Genomic DNA, 21,818 nt, shown 5'->3' with positions numbered 1-21,818 from the left:
ATAAGTAGAGGTGTATAAATATAATGATTTCGAATAAGATTTATTTACTTACCTATAATTTGGCTTTTCTGTAGGAAATAATAAGTTATATTTCCTCTTTATATGACAAGAGAGACTTTATTTCTAAAGCCTCTCTATCACGGTTATCTTATTTTAATTTCCCTAACAAAGTTTTACCGACAAGAACAGCCGAGGCTGGATTTTGTCCTGTAATAAGCTCACGGTCGACCACCACATTTGGAGTCCACGCAGTTGTATTACTTTGATATTTACCTCCTATAGACTGTAGAGCCGTTTGCGGATAGAACTTCATTTCTCCACCTTTTAACAAAGCTTTTGCTAGCTCTTCTTCTTGATTACTAATCACCGTCATCCGATAATTTTTATAAATCCATTCGCCAGTTTTGACTGTTTTACCTTGTTCTAGTTGATCAACTACTTCCAAGGCATTAGGTAAAGTTGACATTAAAGCGATAGGACCATGGCAAACCAATGCAGTAGGTTTTCCAGCTTTATGAAAAGCCGTGAGAACTTTGCCAAGTTGTTTATCTTTTAATAAGTCTTGCATGGGCGCATGTCCACCCGGAATATAAATAGCATCAAACTTATCAAATCCAATTTGCTCAATACGAGATAGGCTCACAACCGGAGAATCTTGAGCAGATGTTAATTTTAGATCACGCAATAAACCTGCATATTTCTTTAATGCTTTTTCATCTTGATTAAAGTACATCGCACTGTTCGATGACTCATCTAAGGTTGGAGCTTTCCCTTTTGGAGTGGCAAATGTTACGGTATGCCCCGCATCTAACAGCATTTTGGTAGGCTGCATTAACTCATTTAAATAAAAGCCTGTTTTAAAAATCTGATTATTTTTTAGCTCTAACAGCCCTTCATCAGACAATACAACCAAAACATGAGCAGCATTTGCACTGAATGCTGCTGAAGCGGTAACTACTGCAAGCATTATTTTATTTAGAGATTTCATCATTAGACCTTCATTCCAACCATTTGCTGGATTTATATTTTGGATGGATATATTCTATTTTTGCCAATGAGGTAGATAAACAATCACCTTTGCAAATCTTTTTTGCGTTTGAGGACTAAATGTCACGTCAATTTGACCATCTTGCCGATATTGAAGTGTTTTTAATTGTGGCTGAGAAGCTTTCTATTAGTGCAACTGCAATTTATTTAGCAACCACTCCTTCAGTCATTAGTAGAACAATTACGCGGCTAGAGAAAAAACTTGGTATTCAGTTTTTTAGAAGAACAACTCGTCATTTGAGCCTGACTGAAGCTGGTCAACTTTATTATGAAAAGATGCAACATGCATTTCAGTTAATTGAACATGCAGAGCGTACTATTCAAGGTGAACAACTACAAATTTCTGGGAAAATTAAATTAAGTGTACCCACAACTTATGGGCATTATCGCCTTCCAGAATTACTACAAAAATTTCTTTTTCAATATCCGGACATTCAAATTGAAATCAGTATTTCTAATCGAAACGTCGATTTAATTGCTGAAGGATTTGATTTAGCTATTCGTCAAGGTCAGCTTCCCAATAGTACTCTCGTTGCCAGACCTTTGGAGCTTGCCCCTCTTCAACTTGTTGCCTCACCCGATTATTTAAAACGTATGGGTGTTCCTAAAACCGCGGAAGACTTAAACCATCACCAATGTATTGCCTTTGAATTACCAAGCACGGGTAAGGTCACGCCATGGTTTTTAAAAAATGGTGATAATGAAATTCAGTGGATACCAACAAATCGGATTTTAGTAAAAGAAGATATTTTAGGAGTCGTATCTCTTGCTGAAAATGGGTTAGGGATATGCCAGAGTTACGAATTTATTGTTAATGAAAAGATTCGGCAAGGAAAATTACAGCCTTTACTTGAGACTTATGCAGGTCACACCCGCCCTTTCTCTTTATTATATGCACAACATAAACATATGTCTTCTGCCACACGAGCCTTTATTGATTTCTTATGCTCAACTGACCATAAAGAAACTCACGAACATTAAGTGAGAATCAGTTCTTTCTATATGAGTATTAAATATTCTATTTTAATAGAAAGCATACAAATCAGACACTAAACTGCAATAATCAAAAGATGGTTCTCCATATTTGGAGAGAAGTGTTTTGTTACATTTGCCGTAACAAAAGATATAGGGTCCTGCGACTTGGGACACGGAGTCAAAATGAAATTAAATGCTTGGTTATGTAGCGCTGTTTTAGCAACTTCTATGGTTACTGTGGCACACGCTGACAATACAACACATGTTGCAGCTGCTTCTGCTTTAGGTAGTGTCGCTGGTACTGCAATTGGTAAAAGCATGGGCGGTACATCTGGTGCGACAATTGGCGCTGCTTTAGGGGGTGCTGGTGGTGCAGCTGTTGCAAGCGATCGTCGTCACCGTACTGAATCTGCTATTGGCGGTGCTTTAGGTGGTGGTGCTGGTTATACCGTTGGTAAAAGCATGGGTGGTACAAACGGTGGTTATGTAGGCGCTGCTTTAGGTGCTGCGGGTGGTTCGGCTTTAGGTAATAAAATTTCTAAAGACCGTTATACAGAAAAATCTTCTAAACACTGGAAGAAAAAACACCGTCGTCATCACTAATCAAATTTGACGCACAGATATTTAAGCACCTTCGGGTGCTTTTTTATTTTGATAAATCTACAAGCTATTATGTCGTATGCTCATGATTTATTCACATATTAATATAAACCATACAATCCGACACAAAACACTCGTATCTCCTTTTGGCTTCTCCATAATTATCACGAAATTTTTTATTACATTTACCTCAAGACAAAAATACCGTCCTTTCAGTAAAAAGGACATGGAGTTCCAAGATGAAAATGAATATTTGGTTGGCTGGTGCAGTACTTGCAACATCTTCTATGGTAACAGTTGCACATGCTGACAATGGTACACGTGTTGCTGCAACCTCTGCTTTAGGTAGTGTAGTGGGTACTGCAATTGGTAAAAGTATTGGTGGTACCTCAGGTGCAACAATCGGCGCTGCTCTAGGTGGAGCTGGTGGTGCAGCGGCAGCAAGTGATCGTCGTAATCGTACAGAAGCTGCAATTGGTGGTGCTTTAGGTGGTGGTGCTGGTTATACAGTCGGCAAAAATATGGGCGGTACCAACGGTGGTTACATCGGTGCAGCAGTAGGTGCAGCTGGTGGTTCAGCACTTGGTCGTAAAGTTGCTGAAGACCGTAACTACGATGATCGTTATGACCGTGGCCGTTATGATCGTGATGACCGTAGATATTACGATGGTGATCGTCGTTATTATAAAGGTGGTAGCCGTCGCCATGACAATGGCTTACACCGCGGTTGGTATAAAAACCGCTAATTTATATATGAATCAAAAGAGCACCTTCGGGTGCTTTTTTATTGATAGATAAAATTTAATATCGAAAAAAAACGATATACATCAAACTTTATATATCGTATTATTTCGATATACCCTTATTCGAGAATATCGCATGCGATCACTTCAAGATACCAAGTTCTCTATTTTGGAACTTGCTCCCATTCGTAATGATAAAACCATCGAATTCTCATTACGTCACGCATTAGAATTGGCACAACATGCAGAAAAGCTTGGTTATGAACGTTTCTGGCTTGCAGAACATCACAACATGGATGGTATCGCAAGTTCAGCTACGGCCGTCTTACTCGGTTTTATTGCAGCACATACACAGCATATTCGCTTAGGTTCAGGCGGAATTATGCTTCCTAACCATGCCCCTTTAGTTGTCGCAGAACAATTCGGGACGCTTGCTACTTTATATCCAAATCGTATTGAACTTGGTTTAGGTCGTGCTCCTGGTACAGATCAACTCACCATGCGAGCTTTACGTCGTGGTCATCAAGAAACAGAAGATCAGTTTCCTAGAGATGTTGTCGAAATCCTAAAATATTTCGATGTACCTCAAGCAGGGCAAAAGATTATTGCAACGCCAGGGCAAAGTACACATGTTCCTGTTTGGCTACTTGGATCTAGCCTATTTAGTGCACAACTTGCGGCAAAACTTGGACTCCCTTACTCATTTGCGTCACATTTCGCACCACGTATGTTAGGTCAAGCGATTCAACTCTATCGAGAGAACTTTGAACCTTCTGAATACCTAGATAAGCCGTATGTTTCAATGGGTGTTCCTGTTGTTGTAGCAGACACAGATGAAGAAGCACAATATTTAGCAACAAGTGCTTACCAACGTGTATTAGGCTTAATCCGCGGAGAAAGCTTAAAGCTTAAGCCTCCAGTTGAATCAATGCAGGGATTATGGAATACAGCAGAACAACTGTCTGTCGAAAACTTCTATGCAATGGCACAAATTGGTTCTGTCGATACAGTTCGCAATGGTTTACAAAAGCTTTTAGCAACATACGATGTTGATGAGTTTATTTTTACATGTGATGTATACGATACAGCTAAACGTTTAGAAAGCTTTACCCAGCTCATGAATGTAAAAACAGAACATTAAAACTCCGCTTCACCCTCCCATACTTGAATTGATTTTGAGTATGGGACGACCATCTATCTGAAAAGACTTTACCCCGACTTGCTGCTTGGTTATTTATATTAAAACGATAAAAACATCATGATTTAAAAACCAAAAGGACTTTTGGAAAATGAGTATTAATATTAAAAATAACACTTCAAAATCAGTAATTTTTCAGAATACTTCTCAAGATTTTGAAGGTTTTACTGGACAAGTGATTTCATCAAGTTCAATTAAAGAATTTGACTTTTCACATTCAACTGTCGCAATTATTGGAACTAATCAAGATAGCGTGACCCATCTTGAAAAAATCTGTCAACAAGCAAAATCTGTGACTGTATTTCAAATCGCCCCTCATTTTATTTTGCCCCTCAGTCAAATGGGCACAAATAAGTTAATTACCCATCCCCTCATTATCAAAAACCGGAGATTATTTAATAATCGAGTAAAAAGTCTTTTGGCCTTACGTTTTCTTGACACGCAAGTGAGTGAAACGTGGCTTAAACGCCTTTTAACCCCCAATATTGCAACCACCAAAAAAGTGTTTTTTAAATCTGATAGCTATTATGCTGCACTTCAAAAACCTAACTGTAAATTACAAACTTGGCCCATTGTTAAGATTACCCCTACTTCTATTCATAGTATGGACGGTATAGAACACCCTATTGACATCATTATTAGAACCACTGCATAAAAATAAAAAAGCATGGTTTTTAGACCATGCTTTTTTATTTATTCATATTTTTGCAAATTACCGTGATCATCGTAATGCAAAATGATGCGTTGTTTTTTTTGCAAATCATTTAGCATGTCGGAAGTAACTGAAAATTGGGCCGCTAACAACTCAACAGAACTATTAGGTGCCTTAGCTCTTCGGTCCTCACCACTAAACCTAATCCAGTTATAACTTGCCCATAAAATTAAAATGAGCGCGCTAATTCCGATCAATAACGCTAAATGTAATAAGGTCTTAACTTCTGATATATGGTCAACCCAGACGTAATCATAAATTAAGTGACCTTCAAAGACCCATAAAAACAGTGAGACTAATGGAAAAAGCAACCACATTAAGCAAAACCAACCGATGGTTTGTAATGTATAGTTTGCCGTTTTATTTTTGACATATTCCGGCTGATCAATATATTCAGGGATATCTAAGGTCTCTATATCCTTATTTTCCTCAGGTTTCATGGGTTATCTCCACGGAAGCCACGGTCTGGGCTTACCCAGCGAGCACGTTTTTTAGTGTTAAATAAAGTTTTTGGTACCGCCACAACACTTGTAAACAAAGTCAATAACCAGAAAAACAACGGATACCAAATCACCCAGAAGTAATTTCTAAAGAAACGCCCGCGGTCATAACGTTGGTCAATCCACAAACTTACTAAAAACTGGATCAAACATGTTCCGCCGAGTATTACACCGTACCACTGTGGCATAAGGGTTTTGATCTGCCATTGCTGAGGCAACTCAACAAATAATCCAACAAAAAATAGCGTGAAGATCATAATCATGACATAAGACCAGATAATACTGACTAGCGCCTCAATCATGACTGGCCACATTCTTCGAACACGCAGTTTGAACATTTGTGGAATATATTCTATAAGAACCTCTACCCCACCTTGCGCCCAGCGAAGACGCTGTTTCCACAGACCTTTAAATGTCTCAGGCATATAGATATAACAAAGCGCTTGTGGAATATACTGAATATCCCAATGGTCGAGCTGTAACTTCCATGAAATATCAATATCTTCGGTAATTTTATCGTCTGACCAAAAACCAACTCGAACGAGTGCTGTTTTACGAAATGCTGCAATCACACCAGATACTGTAAAAATACGGCCATATGTACGCTGTGCACGTTTAATCAAACCAATAATCGAAGAGAATTCACCTACCTGTAATTTTCCTAAAATACTAGATCGGTTTAAAATTCGTGGATTACCCGTTACCGCGCCAATTCTCGGAAAATTGATAAATGGCTGCATTAACCAAAGTACGGCATGCGGATGTAATAATGCATCTCCATCAATACAAACAAGATATTCATATTTACTCACCAATACGCCCGATCTTAAAGCTACGGCCTTACCCTGATTTTCTGCCAAGTGCACAACCCGAAGTCGTGAATATTGCGCTGACAATTCATCGAGAATTTCAGCTGTTCTGTCACTACTTCCATCATTAACGGCGATCACTTCAAAATTAGGATATTTGGTTTGTAGCGCATAACGAATTGTTTGGCGTACTTGCGCTTCTTCGTTAAAACACGGAATGATGATACTGCATCCTTCATCTGTAGGTTCAGGAAGTGCTTGTTCACGGTATTCTCTTTTAAAGAAGAACCAGAGTCCCCCTACCATCCATGTCCAAGCCATTAGTAAGGGATATAAAAAGGCAAAAGCAAATAGAATATCGAGTAATACTCTCATTACTTTTTCCCCTCTACCAATCCAGCAAAAGGCTGATACATCACAGGGCTATAATTCAAACTAATCGGATTATATAAATATTGATGAACATCTTTTGATTTTTCAAAATTATAGCCATCAACACCGAATTTCTGGATCCCTACCCGTTGAATCGAAAAGAGTGCTTTCTGAACTTCTTCCCATGCAGTTTTTTGCGAGTTTTCCGGTAATACTAAAGTCAGCATTATTCTTTGCTTATCATTTGCATCAAGTGTATTTAAAAGCATTAACAATTGATTAAATTGTTTTTTCTTGCCAATCACATCGAACTTCAAATTGACTAAATCATGTTGCACTAAAAGTGTTTTTATAAGCTCAGGTAGATTTTCGATATGATCTAAATCAGGTGTAAGCAATAAACTAAACTGTGCCTGATTACTCATATTTAAATAAGGTTTAACTGCTTTTTTAGTCAGCTGGGCAAGTTGTGCGAGCTGTTTTGATTGTTCAATGCAACTGCTTTCTTGCACGGTTATTTTTTGCATTGCGCAATTTAAAGATGATCCTGCATTAAGCTGAACACCACTTAAATTACTGTTAAAGCGTGCAATATCTTTAGCCAAATCTACTGCTAAAAATGGCTTATCTTTTTGAGGATAAGCTGGTAACTCTAATATTACTGCTTGACCCGCACGAGTTTGAGCCTGCCATAAACTACGATTTAAAATATCTTGTTGAACAGACATTTTACTTGTAGGGAAATAAGCAACATCATATTGCCCATCTCCATCTTTATCTTCCAAAGGTTTTAAGATTAAGGCATTATTTTTTAAGCTATATAGTTTTGATAACAACTGCCCTAATTTTTCATCTGTTTGGGTGTTTTGTGGCGCTGCTAACTTCTTTAAATCCATACTCACAAAATGACGTGGTTGCTTAAATAAATCTGACTCTTCGAAATTCAGAATATTTAACATGCCCTCTGTTAGTTGTTCGGCTGTAGGGTTATTAACAACTAAGCTACGCTTAAAAGTTGAGTCACTCACGCGATTCATACCATCACGCCCCAAACTAAACGAAAACTGAAAACCAGCCTGTTGTGCTAACTTTTCTAATTGCTCATTCACAGCGCCATAGGGCCAAATAATTGCTTTAGGATTAACCCCAACTTCTTTTTTCAAAACGGCATAAGATTTTTTTAAATCCTGCAAAATGCGCTGCTGATATTCCGCATCGGTTTCATAACGTGATTGCGATTTTAAATAGGCATAAGAAGTTGCAGCCGGTTGCTCATTACCTTGAGGATTGGCTAATATCCCATGATGCAAATCATCGCTATGGCTTGCAAACTCGGCTAACCCTGAGGCTTGCATTTCACGAACTTGCGCCCAGTTCACCAAGTTACCCTGCCCGTAAGCTTCAAAACCTGCCTGAGTATTGCCATTTAGCCAACTGGTTGGAAGAGCAAAAACTGCTGGAATCTGATATTGCTTAAGTAAAGGAAATACTCTGCTATAACTACTTAAAGCACCATCATCAAAGGTGAGTAGAATAGAGTTATGAGGTAATTCTTTACCTTGCTTACGCGCCTCTTCAATATCTTGTAAACGAATCGGTTTCCAGTCTGACTGACTAAGCCAGTCAAGAAACTGTGCCAGATTATTGGTATGAATCGCATAAACATCACGGTCACCTTCTTTGAGCACGTCATCCCGTACATCATGAAAAGTTAAAGAAACCGTATGATTTTTTGGTAGTTCAGTTTCAACGCGGGCATAGGTAAATTGTACGGGTAATAATGTTGAGGCAAACACGCAGCTCAACATTTTTGACATCATATTATTCATTAAAAACGCCCTTCAAATCCAAAAATACCATAGGTATGTTGTTCATCATGACCATCGTATGGATGGTATTGCCAACCAATTCCATAATTAAGTTGCCAAGTCCGTGAGAGCTGCCATTGATGTTGATATTGCAAAGAATATGTTGGTCGAGCTGAGTAATCTGCTTGTTTATAAAGCCCTACTCCAGCTTCGAAATGCTGTTTAAATGAGCGCTCGTATTCTCGCCAAGTGACCCAGTCATGGCTTAAATTCAACTCAGCACTGTAGTGATTGCTTGGGCTAAAGTAAGCTGTCTGATCTTGACTATTGCTGCCATAAAACCCACGAACGGTTCCGTAAGTAATATGATGAGGCGCATCAAATAACCGCTCGCGCCAGAAAGTCGAAAACTCTTGTTGTTTATTACCGTCACTTATATCGGTTAAGCCATAACTCGCCCCAATTTGGCGTGACTCATCTTTTTGCCATGTCAAAGCAGCACGGTAAGCTTGTCCATCCTCACCAGCATCAATTGCTTGTAATGGAATATTAGCCTGACTGTCATATTCCAATTGATATTGCCAGTGGTCGTTTAACCATTGCGACCAGTCAAGACGAACACCTGCTTGTCCACCATCTGTACTTTTCGACAAGATTGCCGACAATGCCTTACGGTTTGCTTGCCACTCAGCACCAACACCATAACGTTGATCATGCACATCACCAAAACGGTATTCACCATAACGATCTTGATGCCAAGCAAATAGACGATAGTTATCTTTAATCCACGGGCTATTAATACGAGTTTCCATTTCGCGGTCTTTTAAACCATTTTGCCCACTCACAGAATCACTATTCTCTGCTTTACTTTGGCCCCAAGTTGTTGAGTGTGAAATCGTTGCTCTATCACGATCATCCAACTCTTTTCGACTCTTAACCACGCCACTATCTTCAGGATAATATTGCAAAAGACTTTCTGTGCTTTTGCGCCACTCAGGAATATTCCCTAAAGCCTGAGCATTTTGCATTTGGTTAATTCGGGTATCTTTCGCAACGGGTGTTAAACCATTTAAACGATCAATTGTTTGCTTCGCCTGTAATGGCTTATCTCTCCAGCGCTCAACACGAGCAAGGTTATTAATTAAGCCTTCGTTAGCAGGTGCAAGATCTACTTGTTTCTGAAAATGCTTTTCTGATTGATCCAAATGATTTGCATAAGCTAAATGCATACCCTGTAAAGCGATATAATCATCACGATCAGGATGGCTTGATTTATCTACTCCTTTGGCTTGGCTATATTTATATGTAGGAATCAATCGATCCACTTCATTCAAAAGTTGTTCCGCTTGTTTATATTTTTCTTGTTCAATATAAGAATAATAAAGCCCCGTATATACCGTCATATCTGAGTAGTTTTTTTCGGTAAGTAAGGTTTTAAATGCAAGTTCAGCCTGCTGCGGTTGTCTTTCAGCTAAATAACTATCAGCAATCGCATGACGGACATAAGCCGGTAGTTTTTCTAAAGGTACATTTAATTTAGTAAATTCATCTAATACCGTACGGCTACGCCCACGAAAGTCCAAAGCATATAAATAGTCATAATGAAATCTTAAATAATTAGGGTCTGACGGTTGAATCAAAGGCTGTATTTGCTCACCTTGTTTCAACACAGCATCAAGCTCGGCAAAGCCTTCACTGTCCGACATGCCTTCCCGATTCAGATATTTATAGCGAGTAATTGCGTTATTTACACGTTGAGAAAACTCGCTGACTTGTAACCAGTGTTTTAACGATTCAGTTTGTACATTTTTATCGCTGGCAAGTAATAGCTGCTGAGCTTTTTTATAGGCACCTACAGCCGCTAAATCGTAAGTATATTCTTGCAAAACCGCAAAAGACTTTGGCTGCTGTTGATAAGCTTGCTCAATTGTAGATAAAGCATCTACAGGCGAATTAATGAGTCGATACGCATAAGCAATTTGAACAAGTTGATCAGCTGTAAGGTTTTTACTCTTAATATTTTTTAAGTGTATTTTTGCATTTACAGGATCTTGAGCCTCTGCATATAAAACTGCTAACAAAATCTGGCCATCAGGCGTTTTTTGAATATTAAATTTATTCGACCACTCAATCGCATTTTTAAAGTGTTTAAAATCACGAAAATTACGTAATAAAGGGAATTGCCCATATTCTGGAAAAGTCACATAATTAACATTTGCTAAATGCTGAGAAAAAGTCATTAGATCTTTTTTCTCACTAGACATTACAACTAAATAATCGGCTAGCAATTTTTGGTCATACGGGTATTTATTCAACAATTGTTCTAGTTGCGATATTGCTTGTTGAGTTTGTCCAGTTTTGTAAGTGTGAATAGCTTGCTCTCGCAATTCATCTACTTGAGCGGCATATAAATTAAGTGGCAAGATATATACCAATGAAAAAACACATTTTTTTAGCATTTTGATAATCGGATAGTCCCATATCGAGGTGGGAAAGTATAATTAAAATTAAAAATTAATCACATAACACTAAAAAAGTGTGATCTATTTAACATTTTATGAATTATGGATTTTTTATGAATGCTTTTCTAAAATATTTAGTAAAATTAAATAATTACTATTTTTTGTTGTAATAAAACACATACACTTCTTTTCAATAGTATTATTTAAATTTACAAATAAGTTTCAAAATAACTACGGGTTTATAACCAACAAAAACTATTTAATAATATCTGGTTTTATATATAAAACTTTTATTTTTCACTACGAAATATATTAAAAACCATTCAACTTATCTATAAATTAATATAAATAATTGAATGGTTAAAATAAGCACTTGATTAAATTAACCAATACGTCGTTTTAATCCTGTCATTTGTAAAATACGTGTTGAAATCTCTTCAATTGACATTTCAGTCACATTTAAATATTTAATGCCTTCAGAAATATAAATTCCTTCAATTGCTCTAAGCTCCATTTGGCATTGACTAAAACTCGCATAACGACTATTGGCTTTACGTTCACTACGAATCGCGACCAATCGCTCAGCATCAATCATTAAACCAAATAATTTATTACGATGAGCTCTTAATACTGCTGGTAAACGGTTATCATCTAAATCTTCTTCAGTTAATGGATAGTTTGCAACCCGAATACCGAATTGAAGAGATAAGTAAATAGAAGTCGGTGTTTTACCTGAACGGGAAACTCCAATTAAAATTAAATCTGCTTTATCATAATGACGCGTACGAGCTCCATCATCATTATCAAGTGCAAAATGAACGGCATCAATACGGGCTTTATAGTATTCAGAATCGGTTACCGCATGGGTCTGCCCGACCAATGTTGTTGGTGGTGTTCCAAGCTCTTGCTCAAGTTTGCTAATTAAACCTTCAAACACATCTAGGTTAACCGCTTTAGCTGTATTAATAATCTCTCGCACATGCGGATCAACTAAAGTATCAAATACTAAAGGTAGGCAACCGTCTTTGGTTTGGCATCGATTAATCTCAACTACCACATCCATTGCCGCCTCTTCAGTTGTAATATACGGCATGATGTGAATATCAAAATCTACATTGGGAAATTGTGCTAATAACGAATGTCCAAGAGTCTCGGCAGTAATTGCAGTTCCATCAGAAATAAAAAAAACACTCCGCTTAAATTGTTTACTTTCTGACATTAAAATTCTCCTTAAACATTTGTCTTAGTGCTATATAATCTTTATAGTAAACTGATCTTACATGACTGTCGCTTAGTATAATTCTCAACTAAGCACTTTATTTTTATAATTTCATGCCAAGATAGACATTAATACTGCAAAAGTGGAGTGAAAACTTTGGAAGCGCGCGTAATCGGTCTAGAAAAATTAGGGAAACACGATGTCGAACTCGTAGGTGGGAAAAACTCATCTTTGGGTGAAATGATCAGCCATTTATCAAATGCTGGTGTATCGGTACCTGGTGGCTTTGCAACTACTGCTGCTGCCTATCGTGAGTTCTTAGACCAAAGTGGTCTTAACGCTCGAATTCAAGCAGAACTTGCTCAACTCAACGTCGATGACGTAAATGCTCTTGCAGAAACAGGCGCTAAAATTCGTCAATGGATTGTAGAGACTCCACTCACTGCAACCTTAGAACAAGAAATTCGCGCCGCTTTTACAGCACTTTCTAACGGCAACCCTGATATCGCGGTTGCCGTTCGTTCATCTGCTACTGCTGAAGATTTACCAGATGCTTCTTTCGCGGGTCAACAAGAAACTTTCTTGAATATTCGCGGTATTGATAACGTACTTATTGCGATCAAAGAAGTATTTGCTTCTTTATATAATGACCGTGCAATTTCTTATCGTGTACACCAAGGCTTTGATCATGACGTTGTGGCATTATCTGCGGGTGTTCAGCGTATGGTTCGTTCTGAAACTGGCGCTGCGGGTGTAATGTTTACACTTGATACAGAATCTGGTTTCCGTGATGTTGTATTTATCACTGCATCTTACGGTTTAGGTGAAATGGTTGTACAAGGTGCCGTTAACCCTGATGAATTCTACCTATCTAAACCATTATTAAATGCTGGTAGACATTCTGTTTTACGCCGTAACCTTGGTTCTAAACACCAAAAAATGATTTATGGTGAAGAAGGTTCTGCGGGTAAATCTGTTGTTGTTGTTGACGTTGAAAAACAAGAGCGCCAACAATTTGCTTTAAATGACCATGAGTTACAAGAGCTTGCGAAACAAGCTCTTATCATCGAACAACATTATGGTGCTCCAATGGACATCGAATGGGCAAAAGATGGTGATGATGGTCAAATTTATATTGTTCAAGCTCGTCCTGAAACTGTAAAAAGTCGCCAAAATGTAGGCACTATGGAACGCTACCTTCTAAAACAAAGAGGTACTGTTCTTTGTGAAGGTCGTTCAATTGGTCAACGTATTGGTTCTGGTAAAGTCCGTATCGTTAACTCAATTAAAGAAATGGACAAAGTTCAAGAAGGCGACGTTCTTGTATCAGATATGACCGATCCTGACTGGGAACCGGTAATGAAACGTGCTGCTGCAATTATCACTAACCGTGGTGGTCGTACATGTCACGCAGCAATTATTGCACGTGAACTTGGTGTACCGGCTATTGTTGGTTGCGGTAACGCAACGGAAGTATTAACTGACGGACAAGAAGTAACTGTTTCTTGTGCTGAAGGTGATACAGGTTTCATTTATGAAGGTGCTTTAGATTTCGAAGTTCAACGTAACTCAATTGAATCTATGCCTAAACTTTCGTTCAAAATTATGATGAACGTAGGTAACCCTGACCGTGCATTTGACTTTGCTCAAATTCCAAACGAAGGTATTGGTCTTGCTCGTCTTGAGTTCATCATTAACCGTATGATCGGTGTGCATCCTAAAGCCCTACTCAACATTGACAGTCTACCTCGTGAAACTCGTGCTGCGGTTTTAACTCGTACCGCGGGTTATGCATCACCTGTAGACTTCTATGTTGAAAAATTGGTTGAAGGTATTGCGACTCTTGCTGCTGCATTTGGTGACAAGCCAGTGATCGTTCGTATGTCTGACTTCAAGTCAAACGAATATGCAAACTTAATTGGCGGTAAGTTATACGAGCCTGAAGAAGAAAATCCGATGCTCGGTTTCCGTGGTGCAAGCCGTTATGTATCTGATAACTTCCGTGATTGTTTCGAATTAGAATGCCGCGCACTTAAAAAAGTTCGTGATGAAATGGGTCTTACCAACATTCAAATCATGATTCCTTTTGTACGCACAGTATCTGAAGCGAAACGCGTTATTGAATTACTTGCACAAAATGGTTTAAAACGTGGTGAGAATGGCTTAAAAGTAATCATGATGTGCGAATTACCAACTAACGCTTTGTTAGCTGAACAGTTCCTAGAGCACTTCGATGGTTTCTCAATTGGTTCAAATGACTTAACTCAGTTAACGTTAGGTCTTGACCGTGACTCAGGTATTGTTTCACACTTATTTGATGAACGTGATGCAGCTGTTAAAGCACTTCTTTCAATGGCAATCCATGCCTGCCGCAAAGCAGGTAAATATGTAGGTATCTGTGGTCAGGGTCCTTCAGACCATCCAGATCTTGCAAAATGGTTAATGGAACAAGGTATTGAATCTGTCTCTCTTAACCCAGACTCAGTTTTAGATACATGGTTCTTCCTTGCTGAAGAAAAAATCAAGCAAATCTAATATGTTATAAAAAAAGGCCCATCCATGGGTCTTTTTTCATCTTTAGAATAGAGAATTTTTATTTATGCAAATTTACTTGGCACGTAATAATCAACAAGCTGGGCCTTACACTTTAGAACAAGTAAATCAAATGTTGGCGAGCCAACAAATTTTGTTAACTGATTTAGCTTGGCATGAAGGCATGACAGAATGGAAAGCTTTAGGAGAATTAACCCAAGGTAAACTTGTATATCAACCTATCGGTTATTCTGTACCTACAATAAACACGAATACATCAACTAATGAAACTATTCGTCAAATTCGTGTAGAACCTAAAGTTCATGAACTTGCGTCTATTCCAGCTCGGGCTTTAGCAAAAATTATTGATTTATTGCTTTGGTTACCAATCGCTGCAATTCCTTCCTTTTTCTTTAATGAAGCTCAATATAAGCAATTATTCGAGCTGCAAAAACAGATGCAATCCGCCGAAGTCGCATCGACTAAAGCGGCAGAGTTACAACAGCAACTTTTTACCTTAATTCCGATAGAAGCTTGGCACTCAATGCTTCTTTACGTCGTAATTATGCTTGCTATTCAAGCCATTCTTTTAACGAAGTTTGGGCAGAGCATAGGTAAAAAAATCGTTGGAATTAAAATTGTAGATGCTGAGGATAATAGCAAGGTTAATTTAACCCGTATCTTCTTATTAAGAAGTATTGTTTTTATCATATTAAACTTACTGTTTATGCCGATCAGTACAATTATTGACTACGCTTTTGCATTAGGACAAAAGCGACAAGCTTTACATGACAAAATTGCAAGAACAAAAGTGATCAAATGATAGTGAATGACTCATTCATTTAATGTCTAAAAAAAGAGGAGGCACCCCGCCTCCTTTTTTCTATAGAGAGTTGATATTTAAATAAAAGCTCTATTGAAATTAAATACCCTACAAAAAAAATCGGGTTTTAAAACAATTATTTCAGCCTACTTTATGTATAGCTTAGTTTGTCGATATGAGGCATAATGCCCTACAACGTAGCGGTGTCATATAATTGAGAAGTCTAAATTTTAGGATTAGCGTTCTCAATCATGCGACACTTTAATCGCTATCCCATATTTAATTAGGGAATGGGACTCTTCACCGAGGTTGTAAAATGAGACAAACGATTTTAGCTGTATTGTCTTTATCAACGCTTGCCGCACTTTTGACTGGGTGTGGTGGTGATATGGTACTTCTAAACTCTAAAGGTCCAGTTGGTCAAGGTCAAAGTGACCTTATGATGACTGCGATCTATTTAATGTTACTTGTGGTGATTCCTTCAATCATCATGGCATTATGGTTTGGTTGGAAATATCGCGCGTCAAATAAAGATGCAGACTATAAACCTACATGGGCACACTCAACTGCAATTGAAGTTGTAGTATGGGGTATCCCTGTCATTATTATTGGTATTTTAGCTTGGTTAACTTGGTGGGGTTCCCACAAGTATGACCCATACCGTCCTTTAGAATCAGATAAAGCACCTTTAACTATTCAAGTTATTGCTGAACAGTTCAAATGGATCTTTATTTATCCTGAACAAAACATTGCAACAGTTAACGAAGTACGTTTCCCTGAAAAAACTCCGTTAAGCTTTAAAATCACTTCTAACTTTACAATGAACTCATTCTTCATTCCACAGTTAGGCGGCCAGATTTATGCAATGGCAGGTATGCAAACTCACCTTCATTTGTTAGCAAATGAAACTGGTGTATATCGTGGTTTCTCTTCTAACTACTCAGGTTACGGTTTCTCTCAAATGCGTTTCAAGGCGCATAGTGTTACAGAGCAACAATTCAACGAATGGGTAGCAGCGGTTAAAGCAGGTAATGGTTCAACCATTAACCCAGAAGCAGTTCAAAAAACTACGCTTGACCAAGCTGAATTGGCAACCTTACGTGATGGTAACCGTTCTAAGCATCAGATCGAGCATTTAGTAAATCGTGCTAAAGCTGCTGGTGATGAAAAAGCAGTTGCTGAAGCTGAAGCTATGAAACCGTTCCCGACTAAGCCACACCCTGTGACTTATTACTCTACAGTTGAACCAAAATTGTTTGAAACAATTATCAACCACTATATGAGTAACTATCATGGTGTTGACCACTCTGCTGCACACGCAACAGCTGACACTCATGCTGCAGCTGAACACGCTGCTCAAGGGGAATAAGACATGGATATGATTTTTGGTAAACTGGGTTGGGATTCTATCCCGACAGAGCCAATCGTACTTGTCACCATGGTCCTTATGGCAATTGGTGCAATTGCAGTGCTTGGCGGTATCACCTATTTCAAAAAATGGGGATATTTGTGGAAAGAGTGGTTTATTACGGTAGACCATAAAAAGATTGGTATCATGTATATCATCGTATCCGTTATCATGCTTCTGCGTGGTTTCGCCGATGCGATCATGATGCGTTTACAACTTTTCCTCGCTAAAGGCGGTGGTGAAGGTTATCTACATCCTGACCATTACGACCAGATCTTCACCGCACATGGTGTAATCATGATCTTCTTCGTAGCAATGGGTCTCGTTGTAGGTATGATGAACATCTCTGTACCTTTACAGATTGGTGCTCGTGACGTTGCTTTCCCATTATTGAACTCTTTAAGCTTCTGGTTATTCGCTGGTGCTGCTGGTTTGATGATGCTTTCACTTGTATTAGGTGAATTTGCTGCGACTGGTTGGATGGCTTACCCTCCTCTATCTGGTATTCAATATTCTCCTGGTGTAGGTGTTGACTACTATATCTGGGCACTTCAGGTTTCTGGTCTAGGTACGCTTTTATCTGGTGTTAACTTCTTCGTTACCATCATCAAAATGCGTGCACCTGGCATGAAATTAATGGACATGCCTATTTTCACGTGGACTTCACTTTGTACGGCTGTATTAATCATTGCATCATTCCCTGTATTAACAGGTACTCTTGCAATGCTTACTCTTGACCGTTACTTCGGCTTCCATTTCTTCACAAATGAGCTTGGCGGTAGCCCAATGCTTTATGTGAACTTGATCTGGACATGGGGTCACCCTGAAGTATATATCTTGGTATTACCAGCATTTGGTTTATACTCAGAAATCGTTGCAACCTTCTCTCGTAAAGCGTTGTTTGGTTACAAGTCTATGGTGTATGCAACTATCGCGATTACTGTTCTTGCGTTTGTTGTATGGCTTCACCACTTCTTCACCATGGGTGCTGGTGCGAACGTTAACGCGTTCTTCGGTATCATGACCATGGTTATTGCGATTCCTACTGGTGTGAAAATCTTCTCTTGGTTATTCACCATGTATAAAGGTCGCATCACCTTTACTACTCCAATGTTATGGACGCTTGGCTTCCTTGTAACATTCGGTATCGGTGGTTTAACTGGTGTACTTATGGCGGTTCCACCTGCGGACTTCTTGGTACACAACTCATTATTCTTGATCGCTCACTTCCATAACGTAATTATCGGTGGTGTGGTGTTTGGTATGTTTGCCGGCATCATTTACTACTGGCCAAAAATGTTTGGTTGGAAGCTCAACGAAGCATGGGGTAAAGCTGCGTTCTGGTTCTGGTTCTTCGGTTTCTATTTTGCATTCATGCCACTTTATATCCTTGGTTTCATGGGTATGACTCGTCGTTTGAATACATATGACAACCCTGAATGGGATCCGTACCTTGCGATTGCATTATTTGGTGCTGTTCTTGTTGCGATTGGTATTGCATGTTTCTTAATGCAAATCATCGTTGGTTTCTTACAACGTAAAGACAACATGGACCTTACTGGCGATCCATGGGATGCTCGTACGCTTGAATGGGCGACCTCTTCCCCTGCTCCGTTCTACAACTTTGCGCATGAACCAGATGCAAGCGGTATCGACCGTTTCTGGACTGACAAAGAAAATGGTGTAGCATACGCACGTAACACTAAATATGAAGACATCCACATGCCGACTGATCGTGCAGCTGGTTTTGTCATTGCAATGTTCATTACTCTTCTTGGCTTTGCACTCATCTGGCATATTTGGTGGCTCGTTGTTGTTTCATTCGTTGCAGCTGTTGTTAGCTTGATCGTAAGCTCATTCACTAAGAATGTTGATTACTACGTTCCTGCTGCTGAAGTTGAGCGTATTGAAAACGAACGCTATGCTTTACTTGAAAAACACTTGAAGAAGGACTAAGGAAATGGCTGAAGTACTTCATCACGACAACCACGGCCATGACGGTCATCATGAACATGATGATACTGATTTAACGGTCTTTGGTTTTTGGACATACTTGATGAGTGACTTGATTCTTTTCGGATCACTCTTCATTGCGTTCGCTGTATTAAGCAGTCATATCCCACCAGGAACTCCAAGTGCATATGACCTATTCCATGACTCACTAGGCTACGTGTTAACTGAAACATTCGCCTTATTGATTTCATCGGTAACTTTTGGTTTTGCTGTACTTGCATCTTATAAAAAGAATGTGAATCAAGTCATCACTTGGTTATTTATCACATTCCTTTTTGGTGCAACGTTCATTGGGATGGAAATCTACGAATTCCATCACCTTGTACATGAAGGTCATGGTCCAACTCATAGTGCATTCTTATCATCGTTCTTTACTTTGGTTGGTACACACGGTATCCACGTAACCTCTGGTCTCGTATGGATGCTTGTATTAATGTATCAAATCAAGACTAAAGGTTTGACTTTACCGAATACACGTCGTCTTGCTTGCTTAAGCTTGTTCTGGCACTTCCTTGACATCGTTTGGATCTGTGTATTCAGCGTCGTTTACTTAATGGGAGTTCTCTAATGAGTAGTCATGAGCATAATGCTGCTGGTGCGTCACACGGTAACTTTAAGCAATACACTGTTGGATTTATCCTTTCTGTTATCCTCACCATCATCCCGTTTGGGATGGTGATGGCGGGTGGTTTCAGTCGTGGTCTTTTAGTTACAGTGATTGCAATCACTGCGGTTGCTCAGGTCCTTGTACAACTTGTGTATTTCTTACACATGAATACATCATCTGAACAACGTTGGAATATGATTGCATTCATCTACACAATCCTTTGTATCGCTGTACTTTTAATCGGTTCTGTGTGGATTATGAATTACCTTCACTACAATATGATGATCTAAACTGATTGTCATGTTGAAAAAATATCTATTCCTGACTAAACCAGGAATTCTCTTCGGTAATTTCATTACCACCTTGGGCGGCTTTTTCTTAGCCGCCCAAGGCTCTATAGACATCTTATTATTACTTCTAACCCTACTCGGAACAACTTTAGTTGTAGCCTCTGGTTGCGTTGTTAATAATGTTATAGATCAAGATATTGATACAAAGATGCAGCGCACGCAAAACCGCGCACTTGTTAAAAAAACAATTTCTCCTACTATTGCGATGATATATGCATTCGTACTTGGGGTAATTGGTTTTAGCATTCTGTGGTTCGGTGTAAATGGCTACGCATTTTTGTTTGCAATGATTGGTTTTATTGTCTACGTCGGTTTTTATAGTTTGTGGACTAAACGTACCTCAATCCATCAAACCGTCATTGGTAGTATCTCCGGGGCGAGCCCTCCTGTTATTGGTTATACAGCAGTAACTCATCAATTTGATGTGGCAACCTTGCTTTTGTTTTTAGCATACGCTTTATGGCAAATGCCTCATTCTTGGGCAATTGCAATTTATCGTTTTGATGATTACAAAAATGCGGGAATTCCAATTTTACCTGTAGCACGTTCTATTTATCGTACGAAAATTGAATGTGTAATCTATATCCTGTTATTTGCAGCTGTTTTGAATGGGCTATATTGTTTTGGCTATACCAATATATTCTTTTTAATTACCTTTAATGCTTTGACTGCATATTGGTTATATTTATCAGTTGTTGGATTTAAAGCCGAAAATGATCAATTGTGGGCTAAACGTTTTTTTCTCTACTCGGTCATATTAATTACCTTGTTAAGTTTGAGCTTTAGCTTTACCTATCAATCCCCTGCTCCAAATCTTCCTCTCTTTTAAACAAGAGAGGATTTCCTCTTTATAGTAAAGAAGTTTTACTTTTCTGATCAAAAGATTTGTTTTTAGTCGAACTTTTACCTATAATTCAGCCTTCGCAAATTTTGCGACATAACTTATTAAGTTATGACTCCTTGCTTCTAATTTTTTTATTAGGGGCTGTTTAAACCGTAAGGAGCTGACAATGCGTCATTACGAAATCGTACTTTTGGTACACCCAGACCAAAGCGATCAAGTTGTAGGTATGGTTGAACGCTATATCTCTCAGATCAAAGAAGCTGAAGGTCAAATTCACCGTTTAGAAGATTGGGGCCGTCGTCAATTGGCTTACCCAATTAACAAAATTCACAAAGCGCACTACATTCTTATGAATGTTGAATGTGGTCAAACTACGCTTGATGAGTTAGAAGAATTATTCCGTTATAACGACGCGATCATTCGTAACCTTATCATCCGTCGTGAACACGCAATCACTGAAGAGTCATTGCTTGCTAAGAGTGCTGAAGAAAAGCGTGCGCGTAAAGCTCAACGCGAAGAAGCACAGCAAGTTGCTCAAGAAGCTGAATAAGGAGAACATCAATGGCACGTTTTTACCGTCGTCGCAAGTTCTGCCGCTTTACAGCTGAGAATGTTGCGTACATCGACTACAAAGATATCGACACTTTAAAACAGTACATCACTGAAAACGGCAAGATTGTTCCTAGCCGTATCACTGGTACTAAAGCTCGTTATCAACGTCAATTAGCACTTGCTATCAAACAAGCTCGCTATTTGTCTTTGATTCCGTACACTGACAACCATAAGTGAGGTGATC

The 21,818-nt window shown here is 38.8% G+C and carries 20 protein-coding genes; 14 read left to right on the top strand and 6 right to left on the bottom strand.

All coding sequences use genetic code 11. The features are described 5' to 3' along the window. Nucleotides 1-148: 148 nt before the first annotated feature. Nucleotides 149-988 carry a type 1 glutamine amidotransferase domain-containing protein gene (locus AWW73_RS00220; protein WP_062848418.1) on the bottom strand — a complete coding sequence of 280 codons (840 nt, stop codon included), beginning with the start codon at nt 986-988 and terminating at the stop codon, nt 149-151. A 119-nt stretch (nt 989-1,107) separates the two neighbouring features. Here AWW73_RS00220 and AWW73_RS00215 point away from each other — a divergent pair, with 119 nt between their 5' ends. The 5 genes from AWW73_RS00215 to AWW73_RS00195 all read left to right on the top strand — a co-directional run bounded on the left by AWW73_RS00215 (nt 1,108) and on the right by AWW73_RS00195 (nt 5,218). Then, nucleotides 1,108-2,028 carry a LysR family transcriptional regulator gene (locus tag AWW73_RS00215; protein ID WP_062848373.1) on the top strand — a complete coding sequence of 307 codons (921 nt, stop codon included), beginning with the start codon at nt 1,108-1,110 and terminating at the stop codon, nt 2,026-2,028. Between the two features lie 177 nt (nt 2,029-2,205). After that, nucleotides 2,206-2,625 (top strand): glycine zipper domain-containing protein, encoded by a 420-nt coding sequence (locus AWW73_RS00210; RefSeq protein WP_005073603.1) that lies wholly within the window; start codon nt 2,206-2,208, stop codon nt 2,623-2,625. A gap of 236 nt (nt 2,626-2,861) precedes the next feature. Beyond that, complete coding sequence (locus AWW73_RS00205; protein ID WP_016145807.1) at nt 2,862-3,368, top strand: hypothetical protein; 507 nt, start codon at nt 2,862-2,864, stop codon at nt 3,366-3,368. A 133-nt stretch (nt 3,369-3,501) separates the two neighbouring features. Continuing rightward, complete coding sequence (locus tag AWW73_RS00200; RefSeq protein WP_062848372.1) at nt 3,502-4,506, top strand: LLM class flavin-dependent oxidoreductase; 1,005 nt, start codon at nt 3,502-3,504, stop codon at nt 4,504-4,506. A gap of 148 nt (nt 4,507-4,654) precedes the next feature. After that, nucleotides 4,655-5,218, top strand: a complete 564-nt coding sequence (locus tag AWW73_RS00195) for an NAD(P)/FAD-dependent oxidoreductase (RefSeq protein ID WP_062848371.1) — start codon at nt 4,655-4,657, stop codon at nt 5,216-5,218. A gap of 38 nt (nt 5,219-5,256) precedes the next feature. On the opposite strand, the gene pgaD is transcribed toward AWW73_RS00195, so the two are convergent. The 5 genes from pgaD to ppsR all read right to left on the bottom strand — a co-directional run bounded on the left by pgaD (nt 5,257) and on the right by ppsR (nt 12,445). Beyond that, the gene (gene pgaD / locus AWW73_RS00190; RefSeq protein ID WP_016145810.1) at nt 5,257-5,715 is read right to left on the bottom strand and encodes a poly-beta-1,6-N-acetyl-D-glucosamine biosynthesis protein PgaD; all 459 of its coding nucleotides are present in this window, start codon (nt 5,713-5,715) and stop codon (nt 5,257-5,259) included. Further along, the gene (gene pgaC, locus AWW73_RS00185; RefSeq protein ID WP_062848370.1) at nt 5,712-6,959 is read right to left on the bottom strand and encodes a poly-beta-1,6-N-acetyl-D-glucosamine synthase; all 1,248 of its coding nucleotides are present in this window, start codon (nt 6,957-6,959) and stop codon (nt 5,712-5,714) included. Before pgaC ends, pgaD begins: the two co-directional genes overlap by 4 nt. Continuing rightward, entirely contained in the window at nt 6,959-8,785 is a 1,827-nt protein-coding gene (gene pgaB / locus AWW73_RS00180; RefSeq protein ID WP_062848369.1) for a poly-beta-1,6-N-acetyl-D-glucosamine N-deacetylase PgaB, read from the bottom strand. Before pgaB ends, pgaC begins: the two co-directional genes overlap by 1 nt. Beyond that, the gene (gene pgaA, locus AWW73_RS00175; protein WP_062848368.1) at nt 8,785-11,223 is read right to left on the bottom strand and encodes a poly-beta-1,6 N-acetyl-D-glucosamine export porin PgaA; all 2,439 of its coding nucleotides are present in this window, start codon (nt 11,221-11,223) and stop codon (nt 8,785-8,787) included. The genes pgaB and pgaA overlap by 1 nt, the downstream gene beginning before the upstream one ends. A 385-nt stretch (nt 11,224-11,608) precedes the next feature. Continuing rightward, nucleotides 11,609-12,445, bottom strand: coding sequence for a posphoenolpyruvate synthetase regulatory kinase/phosphorylase PpsR (gene ppsR, locus AWW73_RS00170; RefSeq protein ID WP_016145814.1), 837 nt, complete (start codon nt 12,443-12,445; stop codon nt 11,609-11,611). 147 nt (nt 12,446-12,592) lie between these two features. On the opposite strand from ppsR, the gene ppsA reads away from it, so the two are divergent. From ppsA to rpsR, 9 genes are all read left to right on the top strand, one after another. Continuing rightward, nucleotides 12,593-14,980, top strand: a complete 2,388-nt coding sequence (ppsA, locus tag AWW73_RS00165) for a phosphoenolpyruvate synthase (protein WP_171068076.1) — start codon at nt 12,593-12,595, stop codon at nt 14,978-14,980. Nucleotides 14,981-15,044: 64 nt separating this feature from the next. Continuing rightward, entirely contained in the window at nt 15,045-15,800 is a 756-nt protein-coding gene (locus AWW73_RS00160; RefSeq protein WP_031948816.1) for an RDD family protein, read from the top strand. A gap of 316 nt (nt 15,801-16,116) precedes the next feature. After that, a complete protein-coding gene (cyoA, locus tag AWW73_RS00155) occupies nt 16,117-17,169 on the top strand; it encodes a ubiquinol oxidase subunit II (RefSeq protein WP_016145817.1) in 1,053 nt (350 codons plus the stop codon). A gap of 3 nt (nt 17,170-17,172) precedes the next feature. Beyond that, the gene (cyoB, locus tag AWW73_RS00150) at nt 17,173-19,164 is read left to right on the top strand and encodes a cytochrome o ubiquinol oxidase subunit I (RefSeq protein WP_016145818.1); all 1,992 of its coding nucleotides are present in this window, start codon (nt 17,173-17,175) and stop codon (nt 19,162-19,164) included. A gap of 4 nt (nt 19,165-19,168) precedes the next feature. After that, a complete protein-coding gene (gene cyoC, locus AWW73_RS00145; RefSeq protein WP_016145819.1) occupies nt 19,169-19,789 on the top strand; it encodes a cytochrome o ubiquinol oxidase subunit III in 621 nt (206 codons plus the stop codon). After that, complete coding sequence (locus AWW73_RS00140) at nt 19,789-20,118, top strand: cytochrome o ubiquinol oxidase subunit IV (protein WP_000094534.1); 330 nt, start codon at nt 19,789-19,791, stop codon at nt 20,116-20,118. Before cyoC ends, AWW73_RS00140 begins: the two co-directional genes overlap by 1 nt. 10 nt (nt 20,119-20,128) lie before the next feature. After that, entirely contained in the window at nt 20,129-21,007 is an 879-nt protein-coding gene (gene cyoE / locus AWW73_RS00135; protein ID WP_062848367.1) for a heme o synthase, read from the top strand. A gap of 181 nt (nt 21,008-21,188) precedes the next feature. Beyond that, nucleotides 21,189-21,572, top strand: coding sequence for a 30S ribosomal protein S6 (gene rpsF, locus AWW73_RS00130; protein ID WP_002119610.1), 384 nt, complete (start codon nt 21,189-21,191; stop codon nt 21,570-21,572). A gap of 11 nt (nt 21,573-21,583) precedes the next feature. Then, nucleotides 21,584-21,811: a 30S ribosomal protein S18 gene (rpsR, locus tag AWW73_RS00125; protein ID WP_000090661.1), complete on the top strand. Its 228-nt coding sequence runs from the start codon at nt 21,584-21,586 to the stop codon at nt 21,809-21,811. Nucleotides 21,812-21,818: the final 7 nt, after the last annotated feature.

This window comes from Acinetobacter lactucae, from assembly GCF_001605885.1.
GTDB lineage: Bacteria > Pseudomonadota > Gammaproteobacteria > Pseudomonadales > Moraxellaceae > Acinetobacter > Acinetobacter lactucae.
Note: the sequence above shows the minus strand (reverse complement) of the source record. Positions and strands in the feature narration are given on the sequence as shown.